The 14722-nt window shown below is 60.8% G+C and carries 15 protein-coding genes; 8 read left to right on the plus strand and 7 right to left on the minus strand.

Annotated elements, in window-relative coordinates; genetic code table 11:
• The first annotated feature begins 54 nt into the window (after positions 1-54).
• Entirely contained in the window at positions 55-1197 is a 1143-nt protein-coding gene (gene earP / locus KCG87_RS15440; RefSeq protein WP_210558367.1) for an elongation factor P maturation arginine rhamnosyltransferase EarP, read from the plus strand.
• Between the two features lie 48 nt (positions 1198-1245).
• Positions 1246-1815, plus strand: coding sequence for an elongation factor P (locus KCG87_RS15445; RefSeq protein ID WP_003226785.1), 570 nt, complete (start codon positions 1246-1248; stop codon positions 1813-1815).
• Positions 1816-2005: 190 nt separating this feature from the next.
• On the opposite strand, the gene KCG87_RS15450 is transcribed toward KCG87_RS15445, so the two are convergent.
• The 3 genes from KCG87_RS15450 to KCG87_RS15460 form a co-directional block, all read right to left on the minus strand.
• Positions 2006-2425: an organic hydroperoxide resistance protein gene (locus tag KCG87_RS15450; protein WP_007964807.1), complete on the minus strand. Its 420-nt coding sequence runs from the start codon at positions 2423-2425 to the stop codon at positions 2006-2008.
• A gap of 324 nt (positions 2426-2749) precedes the next feature.
• On the minus strand, positions 2750-3208 hold the full coding sequence (locus tag KCG87_RS15455) for a MarR family transcriptional regulator (protein ID WP_134787014.1): 459 nt from the start codon (positions 3206-3208) through the stop codon (positions 2750-2752).
• A 73-nt stretch (positions 3209-3281) separates the two neighbouring features.
• The gene (locus KCG87_RS15460; RefSeq protein WP_135296290.1) at positions 3282-4238 is read right to left on the minus strand and encodes a LysR family transcriptional regulator; all 957 of its coding nucleotides are present in this window, start codon (positions 4236-4238) and stop codon (positions 3282-3284) included.
• Between the two features lie 110 nt (positions 4239-4348).
• On the opposite strand from KCG87_RS15460, the gene KCG87_RS15465 reads away from it, so the two are divergent.
• Entirely contained in the window at positions 4349-5098 is a 750-nt protein-coding gene (locus KCG87_RS15465) for a sulfite exporter TauE/SafE family protein (RefSeq protein ID WP_027613445.1), read from the plus strand.
• Here the strand turns inward: KCG87_RS15465 and KCG87_RS15470 are convergent.
• Positions 5088-5942, minus strand: a complete 855-nt coding sequence (locus KCG87_RS15470) for a LysR substrate-binding domain-containing protein (protein ID WP_025113145.1) — start codon at positions 5940-5942, stop codon at positions 5088-5090. The genes KCG87_RS15465 and KCG87_RS15470 overlap by 11 nt on opposite strands.
• Before the next feature lie 96 nt (positions 5943-6038).
• On the opposite strand from KCG87_RS15470, the gene KCG87_RS15475 reads away from it, so the two are divergent.
• Positions 6039-6260, plus strand: coding sequence for a DUF1127 domain-containing protein (locus tag KCG87_RS15475; protein ID WP_007964812.1), 222 nt, complete (start codon positions 6039-6041; stop codon positions 6258-6260).
• Positions 6261-6324: 64 nt separating this feature from the next.
• Positions 6325-7551, plus strand: a complete 1227-nt coding sequence (locus KCG87_RS15480; protein ID WP_210558369.1) for a winged helix-turn-helix domain-containing protein — start codon at positions 6325-6327, stop codon at positions 7549-7551.
• A 98-nt stretch (positions 7552-7649) separates the two neighbouring features.
• Here the strand turns inward: KCG87_RS15480 and KCG87_RS15485 are convergent, their stop codons facing one another.
• Positions 7650-8996: a 3-deoxy-7-phosphoheptulonate synthase class II gene (locus KCG87_RS15485; RefSeq protein ID WP_007964815.1), complete on the minus strand. Its 1347-nt coding sequence runs from the start codon at positions 8994-8996 to the stop codon at positions 7650-7652.
• Between the two features lie 153 nt (positions 8997-9149).
• Here KCG87_RS15485 and KCG87_RS15490 point away from each other — a divergent pair, with 153 nt between their 5' ends.
• On the plus strand, positions 9150-9905 hold the full coding sequence (locus KCG87_RS15490) for a spermidine synthase (protein ID WP_027613441.1): 756 nt from the start codon (positions 9150-9152) through the stop codon (positions 9903-9905).
• A 109-nt stretch (positions 9906-10014) separates the two neighbouring features.
• Here the strand turns inward: KCG87_RS15490 and KCG87_RS15495 are convergent, their stop codons facing one another.
• Positions 10015-10806 (minus strand): crotonase/enoyl-CoA hydratase family protein, encoded by a 792-nt coding sequence (locus tag KCG87_RS15495; protein ID WP_210558371.1) that lies wholly within the window; start codon positions 10804-10806, stop codon positions 10015-10017.
• Between the two features lie 421 nt (positions 10807-11227).
• On the opposite strand from KCG87_RS15495, the gene KCG87_RS15500 reads away from it, so the two are divergent.
• On the plus strand, positions 11228-12901 hold the full coding sequence (locus KCG87_RS15500) for a DEAD/DEAH box helicase (RefSeq protein WP_027613439.1): 1674 nt from the start codon (positions 11228-11230) through the stop codon (positions 12899-12901).
• Positions 12902-13018: 117 nt separating this feature from the next.
• Here KCG87_RS15500 and KCG87_RS15505 read toward each other — a convergent pair whose 3' ends face one another.
• Entirely contained in the window at positions 13019-13786 is a 768-nt protein-coding gene (locus KCG87_RS15505; protein ID WP_210558373.1) for a class III extradiol ring-cleavage dioxygenase, read from the minus strand.
• A 104-nt stretch (positions 13787-13890) separates the two neighbouring features.
• Here KCG87_RS15505 and KCG87_RS15510 point away from each other — a divergent pair, with 104 nt between their 5' ends.
• A complete protein-coding gene (locus KCG87_RS15510) occupies positions 13891-14547 on the plus strand; it encodes a thiopurine S-methyltransferase (RefSeq protein ID WP_210558375.1) in 657 nt (218 codons plus the stop codon).
• Positions 14548-14722: the final 175 nt, after the last annotated feature.

Below are 14722 nucleotides of genomic sequence, written 5' to 3' on the forward strand. Positions count from 1 at the left end.
CTGCGCGAGGTCATTTATGCGGACAATCAGCGCTTTTGCCAACGGGAGTCTTGCATGCCGATACCGAAAACCCGCTGGGATATTTTTTGCACCGTGGTCGACAACTATGGCGACATCGGCGTGACCTGGCGTCTGGCCCGGCAACTGATAGCCGAGCATGGGCTGGCGGTGCGCCTGTGGGTCGATGACCTGCGCGCCTTTGAACGTATCTGCCCCGAGATCGACATCCACCTGGCGCAGCAATCGCAGCAGGGCGTCGAGGTGCGGCATTGGCCGAGCGACTGGCCGCAGACGGAGGCGGCGGACGTGGTGATCGCCGCATTTGCCTGTCAGCTGCCATCGGCGTACATGGACGCCATGGCCGAGCGGCAACAGCCACCGCTGTGGATGAACCTCGATTACCTCAGCGCCGAAGACTGGGTCACCGGTTGTCACGGTTTGCCGTCGGTGAAGTACAAGTCGGTACAGAAATTCTTTTTCTTTCCCGGATTTCAACCGGGGACGGGCGGCTTGCTGCGTGAAAACGGTCTGTTTGAGCGGCGTCGGCGATTTCAGCAGGACGCGGCTGCGCAGCGACAATTCCTGCACGGCCTGGGCGTAGATCGCGCAGCTGACGCACAGCTGATCTCGTTGTTTGCCTACGAAAATGCCGGGCTGGCCAGTTGGCTGGATGCGTTGGCGGCCGATAGCGCGCCGACCCATCTGCTGGTGCCGGAAGGGCGGATTCTCGGTGACGTTGCGCGCTGGCTCGGGGTCGACGCGTTGGCTGTCGGCGATCTGGACGTGCGTCAGGCGCTGACGGTGCAGGTGCTGCCGTTCGTCCGTCAGGATCAATACGATCAGTTGCTGTGGTGCTGCGACTTCAACGCGGTGCGCGGTGAAGACTCGTTCGTCCGTGCACAGTGGGCCGGGCGACCGATGCTCTGGCACATCTATCAGCAGGACGAAGACATTCACCTCGACAAGCTCGATGCCTTTCTCGCGCTCTACACCAAAGGGCTTTCCCCGGCCGCTGCCGAGGCGATGAGCGGTCTGTGGCGGGCCTGGAGTGCCGGGAAACCGATCGGCGAGCACTGGCTCCAGGTCCGTAAACACTGGCCAGAACTGCAGGAAAACGCCGAGGCGTGGTGTCTGGAACAAGGCTTGCAGGCGGATCTTGCCACGGCGCTGGTACAGTTTTACCTAAATTGGATATGATACGCGGCCTAGATTTTTGTAAATCCCATCCAAATTCGGATATTCGCAATGAAAACTGGTAAAGAACTCAAACCCGGTACCGTGATCCGTATCGACAACGATCCTTGGCTGGTTCAGAAAGCTGAATTCACCAAGTCGGGCCGTAACAGCGCGATCATGAAGACCAAGCTGAAGAACCTGCTGACCGGTTACAAGACCGAAACCGTTTACGGTGCGGACGACAAGCTGGACGACGTGATCCTCGACCGCAAAGAAGCGACCCTGTCCTTCATCAGCGGCGACACCTACACGTTCATGGACACCACTGACTACACCATGTACGAACTGAACGCCGAAGACATCGAAAGCGTTCTGCCTTTCGTTGAAGAAGGCATGACCGACGTTTGCGAAGCCGTGTTCTTCGAAGAGCGTCTGGTTTCCGTAGAACTGCCGACCACCATCGTGCGTCAGGTTGACTACACCGAAGGTTCCGCTCGCGGTGACACTTCCGGCAAGGTGATGAAGCCTGCCAAACTGAAGAACGGTACCGAGCTGTCGGTTGCTGACTTCATCGAAATCGGCGACATGATCGAGATCGATACCCGCGAAGGCGGTTCCTACAAAGGCCGTGCCAAATAAGCACTGCTTTTTACGGAAAGAAAAAGCCCGACCATTGAGTCGGGCTTTTTTGTGCCTGCGATTCCACGTCTACCCCCGAACCCTGTGGGAGCGAGCTTGCTCGCGAATAGGCCCGGTCAGACAACCTGTGTGTTGAATGACACAAAGCATTCGCGAGCAAGCCCGCTCCCACAGTGGATTGGTGTTGTTCTCAAACGGTGGTGTGCAGGCGTACGTCAACGTTGCCACGGGTGGCGTTGGAGTACGGGCAGACCTGATGCGCCGCTTCAACCAGGCTCTGTGCATCCGCCTGTTCCAGGCCCGGCAGGCTGATGTGCAGGTCGATGTCCAGACCAAAACCACCAGGAATCTGACCGATACCGACATGAGCAGTGATCGAGGCATCGTCGGGGATTTTGCGTTTGGTCTGGCTGGCGACGAATTTCAGTGCGCCGATGAAGCAGGCCGAGTAACCGGCAGCGAACAGTTGCTCAGGGTTGGTCGCTGCGCCGCCGGCACCGCCGAGTTCTTTCGGGGTAGCGAGTTTGACGTCGAGGATGTTGTCGCTGGAGATCGCACGACCATCACGGCCGCCAGTGGAGGTTGCGATTGCAGTGTAGAGAGTTTGCATGGTGTGGGCCTCATTGAGTGTCTGTTGTTGCGCTAATTGTTTGCGCGCTAAGTAGCTGCGAGGTGAATGTAGCTCGCCAATGTTTAGTGCGCAAGATAATTTTTTGAGAAAGCTGAATCTCGGTTCTTTAAAGGCACTGTCGATCAGCTTGAAAGTGAAGATGTAGAGCGGATGGTGGGAGCGCGGGCTGAAGAATATTTTTCCTGGTGAACCGATTCTTTGTAGGAGTGAGCCTGCTCGCGATAGCGGTGGAGCAGGCAATAAGGGGGCCGACTGAACCACCGCTATCGCGAGCAGGCTCACTCCTACAATACGGCAGCGCTGTTATCCGGTCAGGCTGTCTTGCAGATGGCTGCGCAGGGCTTGCAGCTCAGATTGAAGATTCTGCAGGCGTTCGAGGGTGAAACCACTGGCGCCCAAGATGCATTGCGGAACGCTTTTGGCCTGCTCACGAAGAGCCCGGCCCTGCGCGGTCAGTTCGACGATCACCACCCGTTCGTCTTCACGGCTGCGGGTTCTGCTGAGCAGACCTTCACCTTCTAGCCGTTTGAGCAACGGTGTCAGCGAGCCTGGATCGGTCAGCAACCGCGTGCTGATTTCGCCCACGGTCAAACCATCCTTTTCCCACAGAACCATCATCGCCAGATACTGCGGATAGGTCAGGCCCAGCGCTTGCAGCAGCGGCTTGTAGACCTTGGTCATCATCAGTGAAGTGGAATGCAGGGCGAAGCACGCCTGATTGTCGAGCAGCAGGTCGTCGCAGGTGTCGCGTTCGGTGGTCATGGCAAAGCCTTGTTCGGTGATGGGCTTGAATCTAGCGCCCGAATGTTTAATGCGCCAGATAATTATCCAGGATCTAGTGTCGGCCCAGCTCGCGTTGCAGCGCCAGATCCCACGGTGGCACCGGGCTGAAGCGGGTCTTGAGGTATTCCAAAAGCAGACGGCTGCGCGAGTGGGTCTGCTGTTCCATGCGCAGCGCATAGATGCCGGTGCTTTCCGGTTGCGGCAGGCCGTTCTCGCAGAACAGCGGCAGCAGTTCGCCGCGCAGCAGGTATTCGCTGGCCAGCCAGGTCGGCAAATGCGCGATGCCCAGTCCGGCGAGTGCACCGCACACCAGCGCTTCGGCATTGTTGGCGCTCATGCGGATGCGCGCGGGGCGATGCAGTTGCATTTGCCCGTCCAGTTCGAAGCGCCAGGCGAAGGGCGGGGCGAGACCTTCCCAATCCAGCCCGTCATGTTCACTCAACTGCGCGGGATGGCGCGGTGCGCCACGGCGTTTCAGGTAGTCGGGGCTGGCGCAGGCAATGCGCACCATGCTCGCCAGGGGCGTGGCGACCAGCCGCGTATCGGCCATTTGCCCGGCGCGCAGCACCAGATCGACTTTGCCCAGGTTCGAGCCGTGCATATCGATGAAGCTGTCAATCAGGTGCAACTGCACGTCGAGGCCCGGGTACAGCACCAGAAAGTCAGCGATGACCGGCGCGAGATGGCGGCGACCAAAAGCGGCTGGTGCATCGATGCGGATCAAGCCTTCCGGCGCACTGCTCAACGACACCGCCTCGGCGCGGGCCAGTTGCAGCTCGCTGACGATGCGCCGCGCCCGCTCGGCAAACGCCAGACCCGCCGGAGTTGCCCTTACGACGTGGGTGCTGCGGATGAACAACTGGCTGCCGACCGCGCTTTCCAGGCTGTCGATGCGCCGCGCGACGGCGGAAGGCGTCAGCGGATGACGACGGGAAGCCGCAGAAAAACTGCCACTTTCCAGCACATCGAGAAACAGCCCGAGCTGTTCGGTCAACTGATTGGGATTCATAGGTGCTTCGGTGTTTGTGCGAAATTGGTATAGCCATTGTGCGTTGCTGTGCGTTTCCCCGCCAGCCTCGACTGCGTAGGATGAATCGCCTGACGGATGAGGAAATCGCTGTGATCGAGTTTTTGTTGTACCTGCTGTTTGGCGCCGCCCTTGGCACATTGGGCGGGATCTTCGGCATCGGCGGTGGTTTGATCGCCATCCCGCTGCTGGGCGTATGGTTTGGCCTTGATCAGCAGATCGCCCAAGGCACGGCGCTGGTGATGGTGGTGCCCAACGTGATGCTGGCGCTGTGGCGCTATCATCAGCGCAATCGCATCGAGCTGCGTCATGCGCTGCCGTTGGCGGTCATGGGTTTTTGCTTTGCGTGGATCGGTTCGATCTGGGCGGTGGGCATTGATGCGCAAACCATGCGCATCGGTTTTGTCGCGTTCCTCGTGGTGCTCTCGGCGTACAACCTGCTGAAGATGTTCGGCAAGAAAACCGCCGTGACCTCCGAAATGCGTTACTCATGGCCATGGCTCGGTGTTCTCGGCGCAGCGTCCGGGACCATGGGCGGTTTGTTCGGTGTCGGCGGGGCCGTGGTGGCGACGCCCGTGCTGACCAGTCTGTTCGGCACCAGCCAAGTGGTTGCCCAGGGCCTGTCGCTGGCGTTGGCATTGCCGAGCACCGGCGTGACCTTGGTGACGTACGCGGTGCATCACGAAGTGGACTGGATGATCGGCTTGCCGCTGGCCATCGGCGGTCTGGCCAGCATCAGTTGGGGGGTGAAAGTCGCCCACGCCATGCCGGAAAGGCTCCTGCGCGGGCTGTTCTGCGGTTTTCTGGTGCTGTGCGCGGTGATGCTCGCGTTTAAAGTTTGAAGCCTTCGACGATGTGTTCGGCCAGGCATTCGGTGATCGGCGACGGATTGTTCAGGTTGCGGATCAACATGATACTGGCCTCAGGCAACAGCGGCAGATCCTCGGCGGCGCCGAGAATGCGCATGTCCGGGGTGATCAGGCTTTCCAGTTGCGCGGTTATCGCCAGACCCGCGCTCACCACCGCCATCAGTGCCGACAGGCTGGTGCTGTTGTAGGCGATGCGGTAGTCGCGGCCCATTGCGTCCAGCGCATTGCAGGCCCACAAGCGGCAGAAACAATCACTGTTGAACATCGCCAGCGGCAACGGCGTCTGCTCGTGGGCGCTGAAATTCTGCGCCTCGGCCCAGACGAAACGCTCCTTGCGCAGCAACTGACCGATCTCGTTGCCCGGCTCGCGGGTGACGATCGACAGATCAAGGTCGGTGCGCTGCAACAACTGCTTGCTGGACTCGCAATGCACTTCGATCTGGATCAGCGGGTAGAACTGAGCGAACCGCGAGAGGATCCCTGGCAGAAACCGCATCACGTAATCGTCCGGCGTACCGATGCGCACGGTGCCGACCATGTGCGGCTCGCGCAGCGTGTTGAACACTTCGCTGTGCAATTTCAGGATGCGCCGCGCGTAACCCAGCAGCACCTGGCCCTCGGCAGTCAGGCGCACCTGGCGGCCGTCGCGCTCGAATAGCTGGCGTTGCAGCACGTCTTCTTCGAGGCGCTTCATCTGCATGCTCACGGCCGATTGCGTGCGGTTGACCATTTCGCCGGCGCGGGTAAAACCGCCCTGATCGGCAATCGCAACGAAAGTGCGCAGGACATCGGTATCGATACTGGGGTAGGCCGACAATTGATGAATCTCCGTGATGAATGCCATCAGAAACATTCGTTGGATTGATCTTAGCGCCAGCGCGAGACTTGAGCCATCCACAAGGAGGGCAACACGATGAAAGGTCAAAGAGAGTATGTAGACGACACAAAATTTTCCGGCCACGGCCATATCGTTTCCGACCTGCTGCACAAGTTTAGCCGCTGGTACGAACTGCACCGAGAACGCGAGTTGCTTGCCAGCCTGAGCGACGAAGCGCTGAAGGACATCGGGGTCAGCCGTGCCGACGTCGAGCACGAGGCCATCCGGCCGTTCTGGGACGATCCGATGCATAAATGATCAGGGCCTTACTACACAAACCACTTTCAGGTGAGGTAGGTTGCGAGCAGACAAGGAGATGCTCATGCCCGCGACTCTGGCCTTTTCTCTCAAACGGGCGCGACGACTGGCGCTGGCTGCCCAAGGGTTCAACGGGCGCCAGCCGCCGACCGTCAAGGCGCCGCAACTCAACCGGCTGATCGAACGGCTGGGGCTGTTGCAGATCGACTCCGTCAACGCCGTGGTGCGCTCGCACTATCTGCCGCTGTTTTCACGTCTGGGTTCCTATTCTTCCGATCTGCTCGACCAGGCTGCCTGGAGTTCGGGCCGTCGGCGCACGCTGTTCGAATACTGGGGCCACGAAGCGTCGTTGCTGCCGCTGGCGATGTATCCGTTGATGGGGTGGCGGATGCAGCGGGCCAGAACTGGCAGAGACATCTATCAGCAACTGGCGAAGTTTGGTCTTGAGCAGCAGGACGTCGTGCGCCGGGTTTTAAGCGCGGTTGAGGCGCGCGGTGCATTGGGCGCCGGCAGTCTGTCGACCCGCGAGGACAAGGCCGGGCAATGGTGGGACTGGAGCGCGGAAAAGCATGCGCTGGAATGGTTGTTCGCCACCGGTGAAGTGACCGTCGCCGGCCGCCGCGGTTTTGAGCGTTTGTATGATTTGCCGGAGCGGGTGATCCCGACGTCGATTCTGCAGCAGCCGTTGCCGGATGAAGCCGAAGCGCAACGTGGTTTGCTGCTGCTCGCGGCCCAGGCACTGGGCGTCGGCACGGAAAAGGATCTGCGCGATTATTTCCGCTTGAACCCTGGCGATGCGCGCGCGCGTCTGGCGGAGCTGGTCGAGGGCGGGCAATTGCAGACCTGCGAAGTCGCCGGCTGGCGACAGATCGCCTACTGCCTGCCGCAGCCGAAAGTCCCGCGAAAAGTCGTCGCCAGTGCGCTGTTGTCACCGTTTGATTCGCTGATCTGGGAGCGCAGTCGCACCGAGCGCTTGTTTGACTTCCGCTATCGGCTGGAGATTTACACGCCGCAGGACAAGCGGGTCTACGGCTACTACGTGTTGCCGTTTCTGCACAATGAGCGGATTGCCGCGCGGGTCGATCTGCGCGCCGAGCGGGCGTCGGGACGATTGGCGGTGCATGCAGTGCACGAGGAAGAGCCGGGGCTGGACGAAGAGGGGATGCTGGCGCTGGCGTTGAATTTGCGGCAGATGGCCGATTGGCTGGGGCTTGCGCGAGTGCAGCTTAATTGTCAGCGTGAGAGTGCGGGGCGGTTGCGGGTGGCATTGGCGCAGATCGGCTGTGACTGAGCGGGCCTCTTCGCGAGCAAGCCCGCTCCCACACTGGATCTGTGTCGTACACAAAATCCATGTGGGAGCGAGCTTGCTCGCGAAAGCAGCGATGCGGTCTAGCGGCGGACTTGTTTCAGGGTTTCCGCGATCAAAAACGCCAGTTCCAGCGACTGATCGGCATTCATCCGCGGGTCACAGTGGGTGTGATAACGATCCGACAACCCGTCTTCAGTGATCGGCCGCGCACCACCGATGCACTCGGTGACATTCTGCCCGGTCATCTCGATATGAATCCCGCCGGCATAAGTGCCCTCGGCTTCGTGCACCTGGAAGAACTGCTTCACCTCGCCAAGGATCTGTGCGAAGTCGCGGGTCTTGTAGCCGCTGCTGGCCTTGATGGTGTTGCCGTGCATCGGGTCGGAGCTCCACAGCACCTGTTTGCCCTCACGCTGCACCGCACGGATCAGCGCCGGCAGGTGATCGCCGACCTTGTTCGCACCCATCCGCGCAATCAGGTTCAGGCGCCCCGGATCGTTGTCCGGGTTGAGCACGTCGATCAGGCGAATCAGATCATCCGGGTTCATGCTCGGGCCGACTTTCACCCCGATCGGGTTGTTCACCCCGCGCAGGAATTCGACGTGAGCACCGTCGAGCTGACGGGTACGGTCACCGATCCACAGCATGTGCGCCGAGCAATCGTAGTAATCGTTGGTCAGGCTGTCGCGACGCACGAAGGCTTCTTCGTAGTTCAGCAGCAGCGCTTCGTGGGCAGTGAAGAAACTGGTTTCGCGCAGTTGCGGCGAGCTGTCCATGCCGCAGGCGCGCATGAACGCCAGGGTTTCATCGATGCGATCGGCGAGGTGGCTGTATTTTTCGGCCAGTGCCGAGTTGGCGATGAAGTCCAGGTTCCACTTGTGCACCTGATGCAGGTCGGCAAAACCGCCCTGGGCGAAGGCGCGCAACAGGTTCAGGGTGGCGGTGGACTGGTGGTACGACTGCAACAGGCGCTCCGGATCCGGCACGCGGCTTTTTTCATCGAAACCGATGCCGTTGACGATGTCGCCCCGGTAGGCGGGCAGGGTCACGCCGTCGATGGTTTCATCGTTGGCCGAGCGCGGTTTGGCGAACTGGCCGGCCATGCGCCCGACCTTGACCACCGGGCAACCGGCGGCGAAGGTCATGACGATCGCCATTTGCAGCAGCACTTTAAAAGTGTCGCGAATCTTCGCCGCCGAGAACTCGGCAAAGCTTTCCGCGCAATCGCCGCCCTGCAGCAGGAACGCCCGACCCTGAGTCACTTCGGCAAACTGACGGCGCAGCTCGCGCGCTTCTCCGGCAAACACCAGCGGCGGATAACTGGCCAGGGTCTGCTCGACCTGGCGCAGGTGCGCGGCGTCGGGGTATTGGGGTTGTTGCTGGATCGGCAGGGCGCGCCAGCTGTCAGGGCTCCACGGTTGGCTCATCACGGTCTCTAATTGGTTCTACGCACGGGAAGCCCATGGTAGCAGCAATTAGTGCGTGACCTGCTCCCGCCCCATCACCGACAATCGCCGCTTTGCCACGGCGCCGCAGCGGTGCCATCGCGTCACCGCGCCCGGTGACCATCAGGAGACGAAATGACTGAGGAGCGCGTCGAGCTGTTGCTCGCCGAGGTACAGGATGAGTTCGGCGTGATTCGCGTGCTGGAAGTGGCCGATTACCGCTTTCTGGAATTTGGCGATGCCATCGAACAGAGCTGCGTGTTCACCGCCGATCCGAGCTGGCTCGAATATGACTACACCCGGGCGATGCTGATTGGCGCGTTGTGCCATGAGCAACCGGAGAGCGCGCTGTTTCTCGGCCTCGGTGCCGGCACGCTGACCCAGGCCTGCCTCAAGTTCCTGCCGCTGGAAGACGTCGAAGCCATCGAACTGCGCCCGGACGTGCCGCGTCTGGCGATCGAGTACCTGGGGCTGGATGACGATCCGCGCTTGTACATTCGGGTCGGCGATGCGCTGGAACTGCTACCGACGGCCGAGCCTGCGGATCTGATCTTTGTCGATCTGTACACCGATGTCGGCCCGGGTGTCGGGCATCTGGCCTGGAGTTTTCTCGGCGACTGTCAGAAGCGTCTGAACCCGGGCGGCTGGCTGGTGATCAACCAGTGGGCCACCGATGACGGCAAACCGTTGGGCGCGGCGTTGCTGCGCGGGCTCTATCACCGGCATTACTGGGAGCTGCCGGTGAAGGAGGGCAATGTGATTCTGATTGTGCCGGCGGATCTCGATCAGGAGCTGGACATGCAGGCGCTGACCGCCCGCGCCGAAGTGCTGGCGCCACGGCTGGGGTATTCGCTGCAGTCGTTGATCAAGGCGATTCGCCCGGCGACTTGAGTGGTCAGTGATGGCCCCTTCGCGAGCAAGCCCGCTCCCACACTTGAAATGCATTCCAAATGTGGGAGCGAGCTTGCTCGCGAAGAGGGCCTGAAGAACACCCTTTTTCTCAGATCCCTTTGAAGATGCCCGGGCGCCGCTCAACCAGCGACCTCACCCCCTCCTTGGCATCCTCACTCCCCAGCAACTTCTTCACCAGCGCCGGCAATCCCTGCGCCGCCGCCGTCTCGCCTTCATACCGCGCCTGGCGCGCCGACATCAGCGTTGCCTGCACCCCCAACGGTGCCTGCCGGGCAATCCGTTCGGCCAGTTCGATCGCCCGCGGCAACAGATCCTCACTGGCCATCACTTCCTGCACCAAACCCAGACGCAACGCATCGTGGGCATCAAACTCATCGCCGGTCAGCAACCAGCGCATCGCGTTGCCCCAACCGGCCACCTGGTGAAAGCGCAATGTCGCGCCCCCAAACGGAAAAATCCCCCGCTGCACTTCCATTTGCGCGAAGCGGGTATTGCTCGCGCACAGGTTGATATCCGCGGCCAGCATCAACTCGATACCGATGGTCAGGCAGTAGCCCTGCGCGGCGACAATGACCGGTTTGCTGACCCGTGGACCAACGAAAACACCCCATGGGTCGCAACCACCGGTCGGAACCTGCCAGCCTTCGGCGAGGGCGGCGCTGGCGTTGAGCAGATCCAGACCGGCGGTAAAGTGTTCGCCATGCCCGAACACCACCGCCACTCGCGCCTCGCTGTCGGCCTCGAACTCGCCGTAGGCCAGGCTCAAGTCATTGAGCAGATCGAGGTCGAAGGCGTTGCGTTTGGCGGCCCGGTCGAGGCCGATCAAGTGGATATGACCTCGACGTTCACGGCTGACGCGGCCGGGGCAGGGCTGATTCATGGAGAAATCCTCGGGCGGGAAGGGCGGGTGCAGCGACGGTATGCCGCACATCGATGAATCGTTTAAGCGTCATCACCCGCAGGGCCGGGCCTTTGCAAAATAGACCTTTGCACGATTATCCGCAAAACCCCGTTACACAGCGGTGACACACCGATTCAGGCGATAAAAAAAGCTCCCTTTTCGGGCAAATTCCGGTATAGTGCGCGCCGGCCTTTAACCGGGCCGCGTTTAGGTAGCGCAATTCCCCGAAGTCAGCTTCGGCTGCATGTCCGCACTGCGGGCTCTTCCTTGACGATTCTTTTTCATTCATACGTTTTCGCAAATCCCCGCCGACAAAGCTGCCAGGGCGACTCTTGAGTCTCAACACGGCATGTGCAGCTTTGGAGCATGGGTCTTTGCGGATGCACTTAGAGGCAGACCCATGACCCAGGAAATCGGCGGCTTCGCCGCTCTTGAACTTCATCCCAATATTGTCGCTGCAGTAGTCGCTACCGGCTATGAAGAGCCTTCGGCCATTCAGCAGCAGTCGATCCCGATCATCCTCGCCGGTCACGATATGATTGGTCAGGCGCAAACCGGTACCGGTAAAACCGCTGCCTTTGCCCTGCCTATCCTGCACCGCATTGATCCGTCCAAGCGCGAGCCGCAAGCTCTGATCCTGGCCCCAACTCGTGAGTTGGCGCTACAAGTTGCAACCGCTTTCGAAACTTACGCCAAGCAAATGCCGGGCGTAACTGTTGTGGCTGTCTACGGCGGCGCGCCGATGGGCCCACAATTGAAAGCAATCCGTAATGGCGCACAGATCGTTGTCGCCACTCCGGGCCGTCTGTGCGACCACCTGCGTCGCGACGAAAAAGTCCTCGCTACCGTGAACCACCTGGTTCTGGACGAAGCAGACGAAATGCTCAAACTCGGTTTCATGGACGACCTGGAAGTGATCTTCAAGGCCATGCCGGAAACCCGTCAGACCGTATTGTTCTCGGCAACCCTGCCGCAGTCGATCCGTGCCATCGCCGAGCGCCACCTGCGCGATCCGAAGCACGTGAAGATCCAGAGCAAGACCCAGACCGTTACCGCGATCGAACAGGCTCACCTGTTGGTTCACGCTGACCAGAAGACCTCCGCCGTTCTCAGCTTGCTGGAAGTGGAAGACTTCGACGCGCTGATCATGTTCGTGCGCACCAAGCAAGCGACCCTGGATCTGGCCAGTGCCCTCGACGCCAAAGGTTACAAGGCCGCTGCGCTGAACGGTGACATCGCCCAGAACCAGCGTGAACGCGTCATCGACTCGCTGAAAGATGGCCGCCTGGACATCGTTGTCGCGACCGACGTGGCTGCCCGTGGTCTGGACGTTCCGCGCATCACCCACGTATTCAACGTGGACATGCCGTACGACCCGGAATCCTACGTGCACCGTATCGGCCGTACCGGCCGTGCCGGTCGCGAAGGTCGCGCACTGCTGCTGGTGACTCCACGTGAGCGCCGCATGCTGCAAGTGATCGAACGTGTCACCGGTCAGAAGGTTGCCGAAGTGCGTCTGCCGGACGCTCAGGCCGTTCTCGATGCACGCATCAAGAAACTGACCAACAGCCTGTCGCCGCTGGTCGCTGATGCTGAGTCGACTCACGGCGAACTGCTGGATCGCCTGACCGCTGACATCGGTTGCACCCCGCGTGCCCTGGCTGCAGCTCTGCTGCGCAAGGCGACCAACGGTCAAGCGCTGAACCTGGCGGCGATCGAGAAGGAACGCCCACTGGTGCCGAACAACGCACCGCGTGGCGACCGTCCTGAGCGTTCCGGTGATCGTCCTGAGCGTGGTGACCGCGAGCGTCGCGCGCCAATGCCTCTGGGCGAAGGTCGTGCCCGTTGCCGTACCGCGCTGGGTGCGCGTGACGGTATCGCCGCCAAGAACCTGCTGGGCGCCATCCTCAACGAAGGTGGTCTGGCCCGCGAAGCGATCGGTCGCATCCAGGTGCGTGACAGCTTCAGCCTCGTCGAGCTGCCGGAAGATGGTCTGGACAAACTCCTGACCAAGCTGAAGGACACTCGCGTCGCTGGCAAGCAGCTGAAACTGCGTCGCTACCGCGAAGATTGATCCGCCCTTGGGCTGATTGATCGAACATGAAAAATCCTCGACTGGTTCGGGGATTTTTTTTGCCTGCTTTTTGCCTCGCCCCACAACCCTGTGGGAGCTGGCTTGCCAGCGATGACGTCAGCCGAAGCGATAGATATCCATACCCAGTGCACCCATCGTGAAGCCTTTATGCGCTACGCGGAACTCACCTCCCGCACCACGGGCAAAATACAGCGGCAGCAAATGCTCGTCACTCGGATGGCTGCGCACCGCATTGGGCGCCTGCTCACGATAATCGTGCAGTGCCGCCTCATCGTCGGCCGCCAGCTTGTCGATCATCCAGTCACGGAAGTCCCGTGCCCACGGCTCGACGCTTTCCGGGCCGGCATGCCAGTCCAGTTCGCGCAGGTTGTGGGTGATGCTGCCGGAGCCGATCAGCAGAATGCCCTGTTCGCGCAGACTCGCCAGCGCTTGTCCGACACGGGTTTGCAACACCGGGCCGCCGCGACTCGGCAGCGACACCTGCACCACCGGAATATCCGCCTGCGGGTACATCAGCGACAGCGGCACCCAGACGCCGTGATCGAACGGTCGTTGCGGATCGAGGCGTGCCGGCAGATGCGCGGCGTCAAGCAATTCAGCCACTTCGGCTGCCAGTTGCGGATTGCCCGGTGCCGGGTACTGCACTTCGAAAAGGGCACGCGGGAAGCCGCCGAAGTCATGCCAGGTTTCCGGACGAGGATTGCTGCTGACCAGCAGTTCCTGGCTTTCCCAGTGGGCAGAGACGATCACGATGGCTTTAGGCCGCGGCAGTTCGGCCGCCAGACGCGCCAGCGCCGGGCCACTGGCACCGGGTTCCAGGGCCAGCATCGGTGAGCCGTGGGAGATAAACAGGCTGGGAAACATGGAAAGGTTCCTGAGCGGTAAGATGGCCTCATCTTCAGTCAGATCATTGATCTAAATCTAATATAAGTTTTAACGCCTTTTGATCGAATTTTTTGGGGTGATGCATGCAGCCTGAGTTTTGGCACAAGAAGTGGGAATCCAATCAGATCGGCTTTCATTTGCCTGAGGTGAACCCGTATTTGCAGCGGCACTGGCCGCAACTGGCGATCCCGGCCCAGACCCGGGTGCTGGTGCCGCTGTGCGGGAAAAGCCTGGATCTGCTGTGGCTGGCCGGGCGCGGGCATCTGGTGCTCGGAGTCGAGCTGTCGCTGAAGGCCGTCGAGAATTTTTTCAGTGAGCATCAGGTAACGCCGCAGGTCAGTGCCAAGGGGCCGTTCAAGGTCTATCGCGCCGATTCCATCGAGTTGTGGTGCGGTGATTTCTTTGCGCTGACAGCCGACGATGTAGCGGATTGCGCGGCGTTGTACGACCGGGCAGCGCTGATTGCCTTGCCGGCTCCGATGCGTGAGCGCTATGCGGCGCATTTGCAGCAGATCCTGCCGCAAAGTGTGCAAGGGTTGTTGATCACCCTGGATTACGATCAGGCGCAGATGTCCGGGCCACCGTTTGCGGTGAGCGATGATGAGGTGCAGCGCTTGCTGGCTGGCGCCTGGCAGGTGGGAATGCTGGAAGAGCAGGATGTGCTGGCGGAGAGTGTCAGGTTCCTGCAGGCGGGGGTAACGCGGTTGGAGGAGCGGGCTTATCGGGTTTCTGGCCGATAGTTTTGTATCGGCATTAACGGCCTTTTCGCGAGCAAGCCCGCTCCCACAGGGAGCGTCGGTGTAATAGCAATCTTGAATACACCAGAAAACACTGTGGGAGGGGGCTTGCTCCCGAAGAGGCCAGAACAGGCAACCCATAATCCCGCGCACAAAAAAAGGCCCGCATCGCTGCGGG

Source organism: Pseudomonas sp. MWU347, assembly GCF_017947305.1.
Classification (GTDB): Bacteria; Pseudomonadota; Gammaproteobacteria; order Pseudomonadales; family Pseudomonadaceae; genus Aquipseudomonas; species Aquipseudomonas putida_A.

What these genes read in the sequence shown, in the direction of transcription:
- earP (WP_210558367.1), top strand. Translation starts at nt 55, where the DNA reads ATGCCGATACCGAAAACCCGCTGGGATATTTTTTGCACCGTGGTCGAC.
- KCG87_RS15445 (WP_003226785.1), top strand. Translation starts at nt 1,246, where the DNA reads ATGAAAACTGGTAAAGAACTCAAACCCGGTACCGTGATCCGTATCGAC.
- KCG87_RS15450 (WP_007964807.1), bottom strand. Translation starts at nt 2,425, where the DNA reads ATGCAAACTCTCTACACTGCAATCGCAACCTCCACTGGCGGCCGTGAT.
- KCG87_RS15455 (WP_134787014.1), bottom strand. Translation starts at nt 3,208, where the DNA reads ATGACCACCGAACGCGACACCTGCGACGACCTGCTGCTCGACAATCAG.
- KCG87_RS15460 (WP_135296290.1), bottom strand. Translation starts at nt 4,238, where the DNA reads ATGAATCCCAATCAGTTGACCGAACAGCTCGGGCTGTTTCTCGATGTG.
- KCG87_RS15475 (WP_007964812.1), top strand. Translation starts at nt 6,039, where the DNA reads ATGAAAGGTCAAAGAGAGTATGTAGACGACACAAAATTTTCCGGCCAC.
- KCG87_RS15480 (WP_210558369.1), top strand. Translation starts at nt 6,325, where the DNA reads ATGCCCGCGACTCTGGCCTTTTCTCTCAAACGGGCGCGACGACTGGCG.
- KCG87_RS15485 (WP_007964815.1), bottom strand. Translation starts at nt 8,996, where the DNA reads ATGAGCCAACCGTGGAGCCCTGACAGCTGGCGCGCCCTGCCGATCCAG.
- KCG87_RS15490 (WP_027613441.1), top strand. Translation starts at nt 9,150, where the DNA reads ATGACTGAGGAGCGCGTCGAGCTGTTGCTCGCCGAGGTACAGGATGAG.
- KCG87_RS15495 (WP_210558371.1), bottom strand. Translation starts at nt 10,806, where the DNA reads ATGAATCAGCCCTGCCCCGGCCGCGTCAGCCGTGAACGTCGAGGTCAT.
- KCG87_RS15500 (WP_027613439.1), top strand. Translation starts at nt 11,228, where the DNA reads ATGACCCAGGAAATCGGCGGCTTCGCCGCTCTTGAACTTCATCCCAAT.
- KCG87_RS15505 (WP_210558373.1), bottom strand. Translation starts at nt 13,786, where the DNA reads ATGTTTCCCAGCCTGTTTATCTCCCACGGCTCACCGATGCTGGCCCTG.
- KCG87_RS15510 (WP_210558375.1), top strand. Translation starts at nt 13,891, where the DNA reads ATGCAGCCTGAGTTTTGGCACAAGAAGTGGGAATCCAATCAGATCGGC.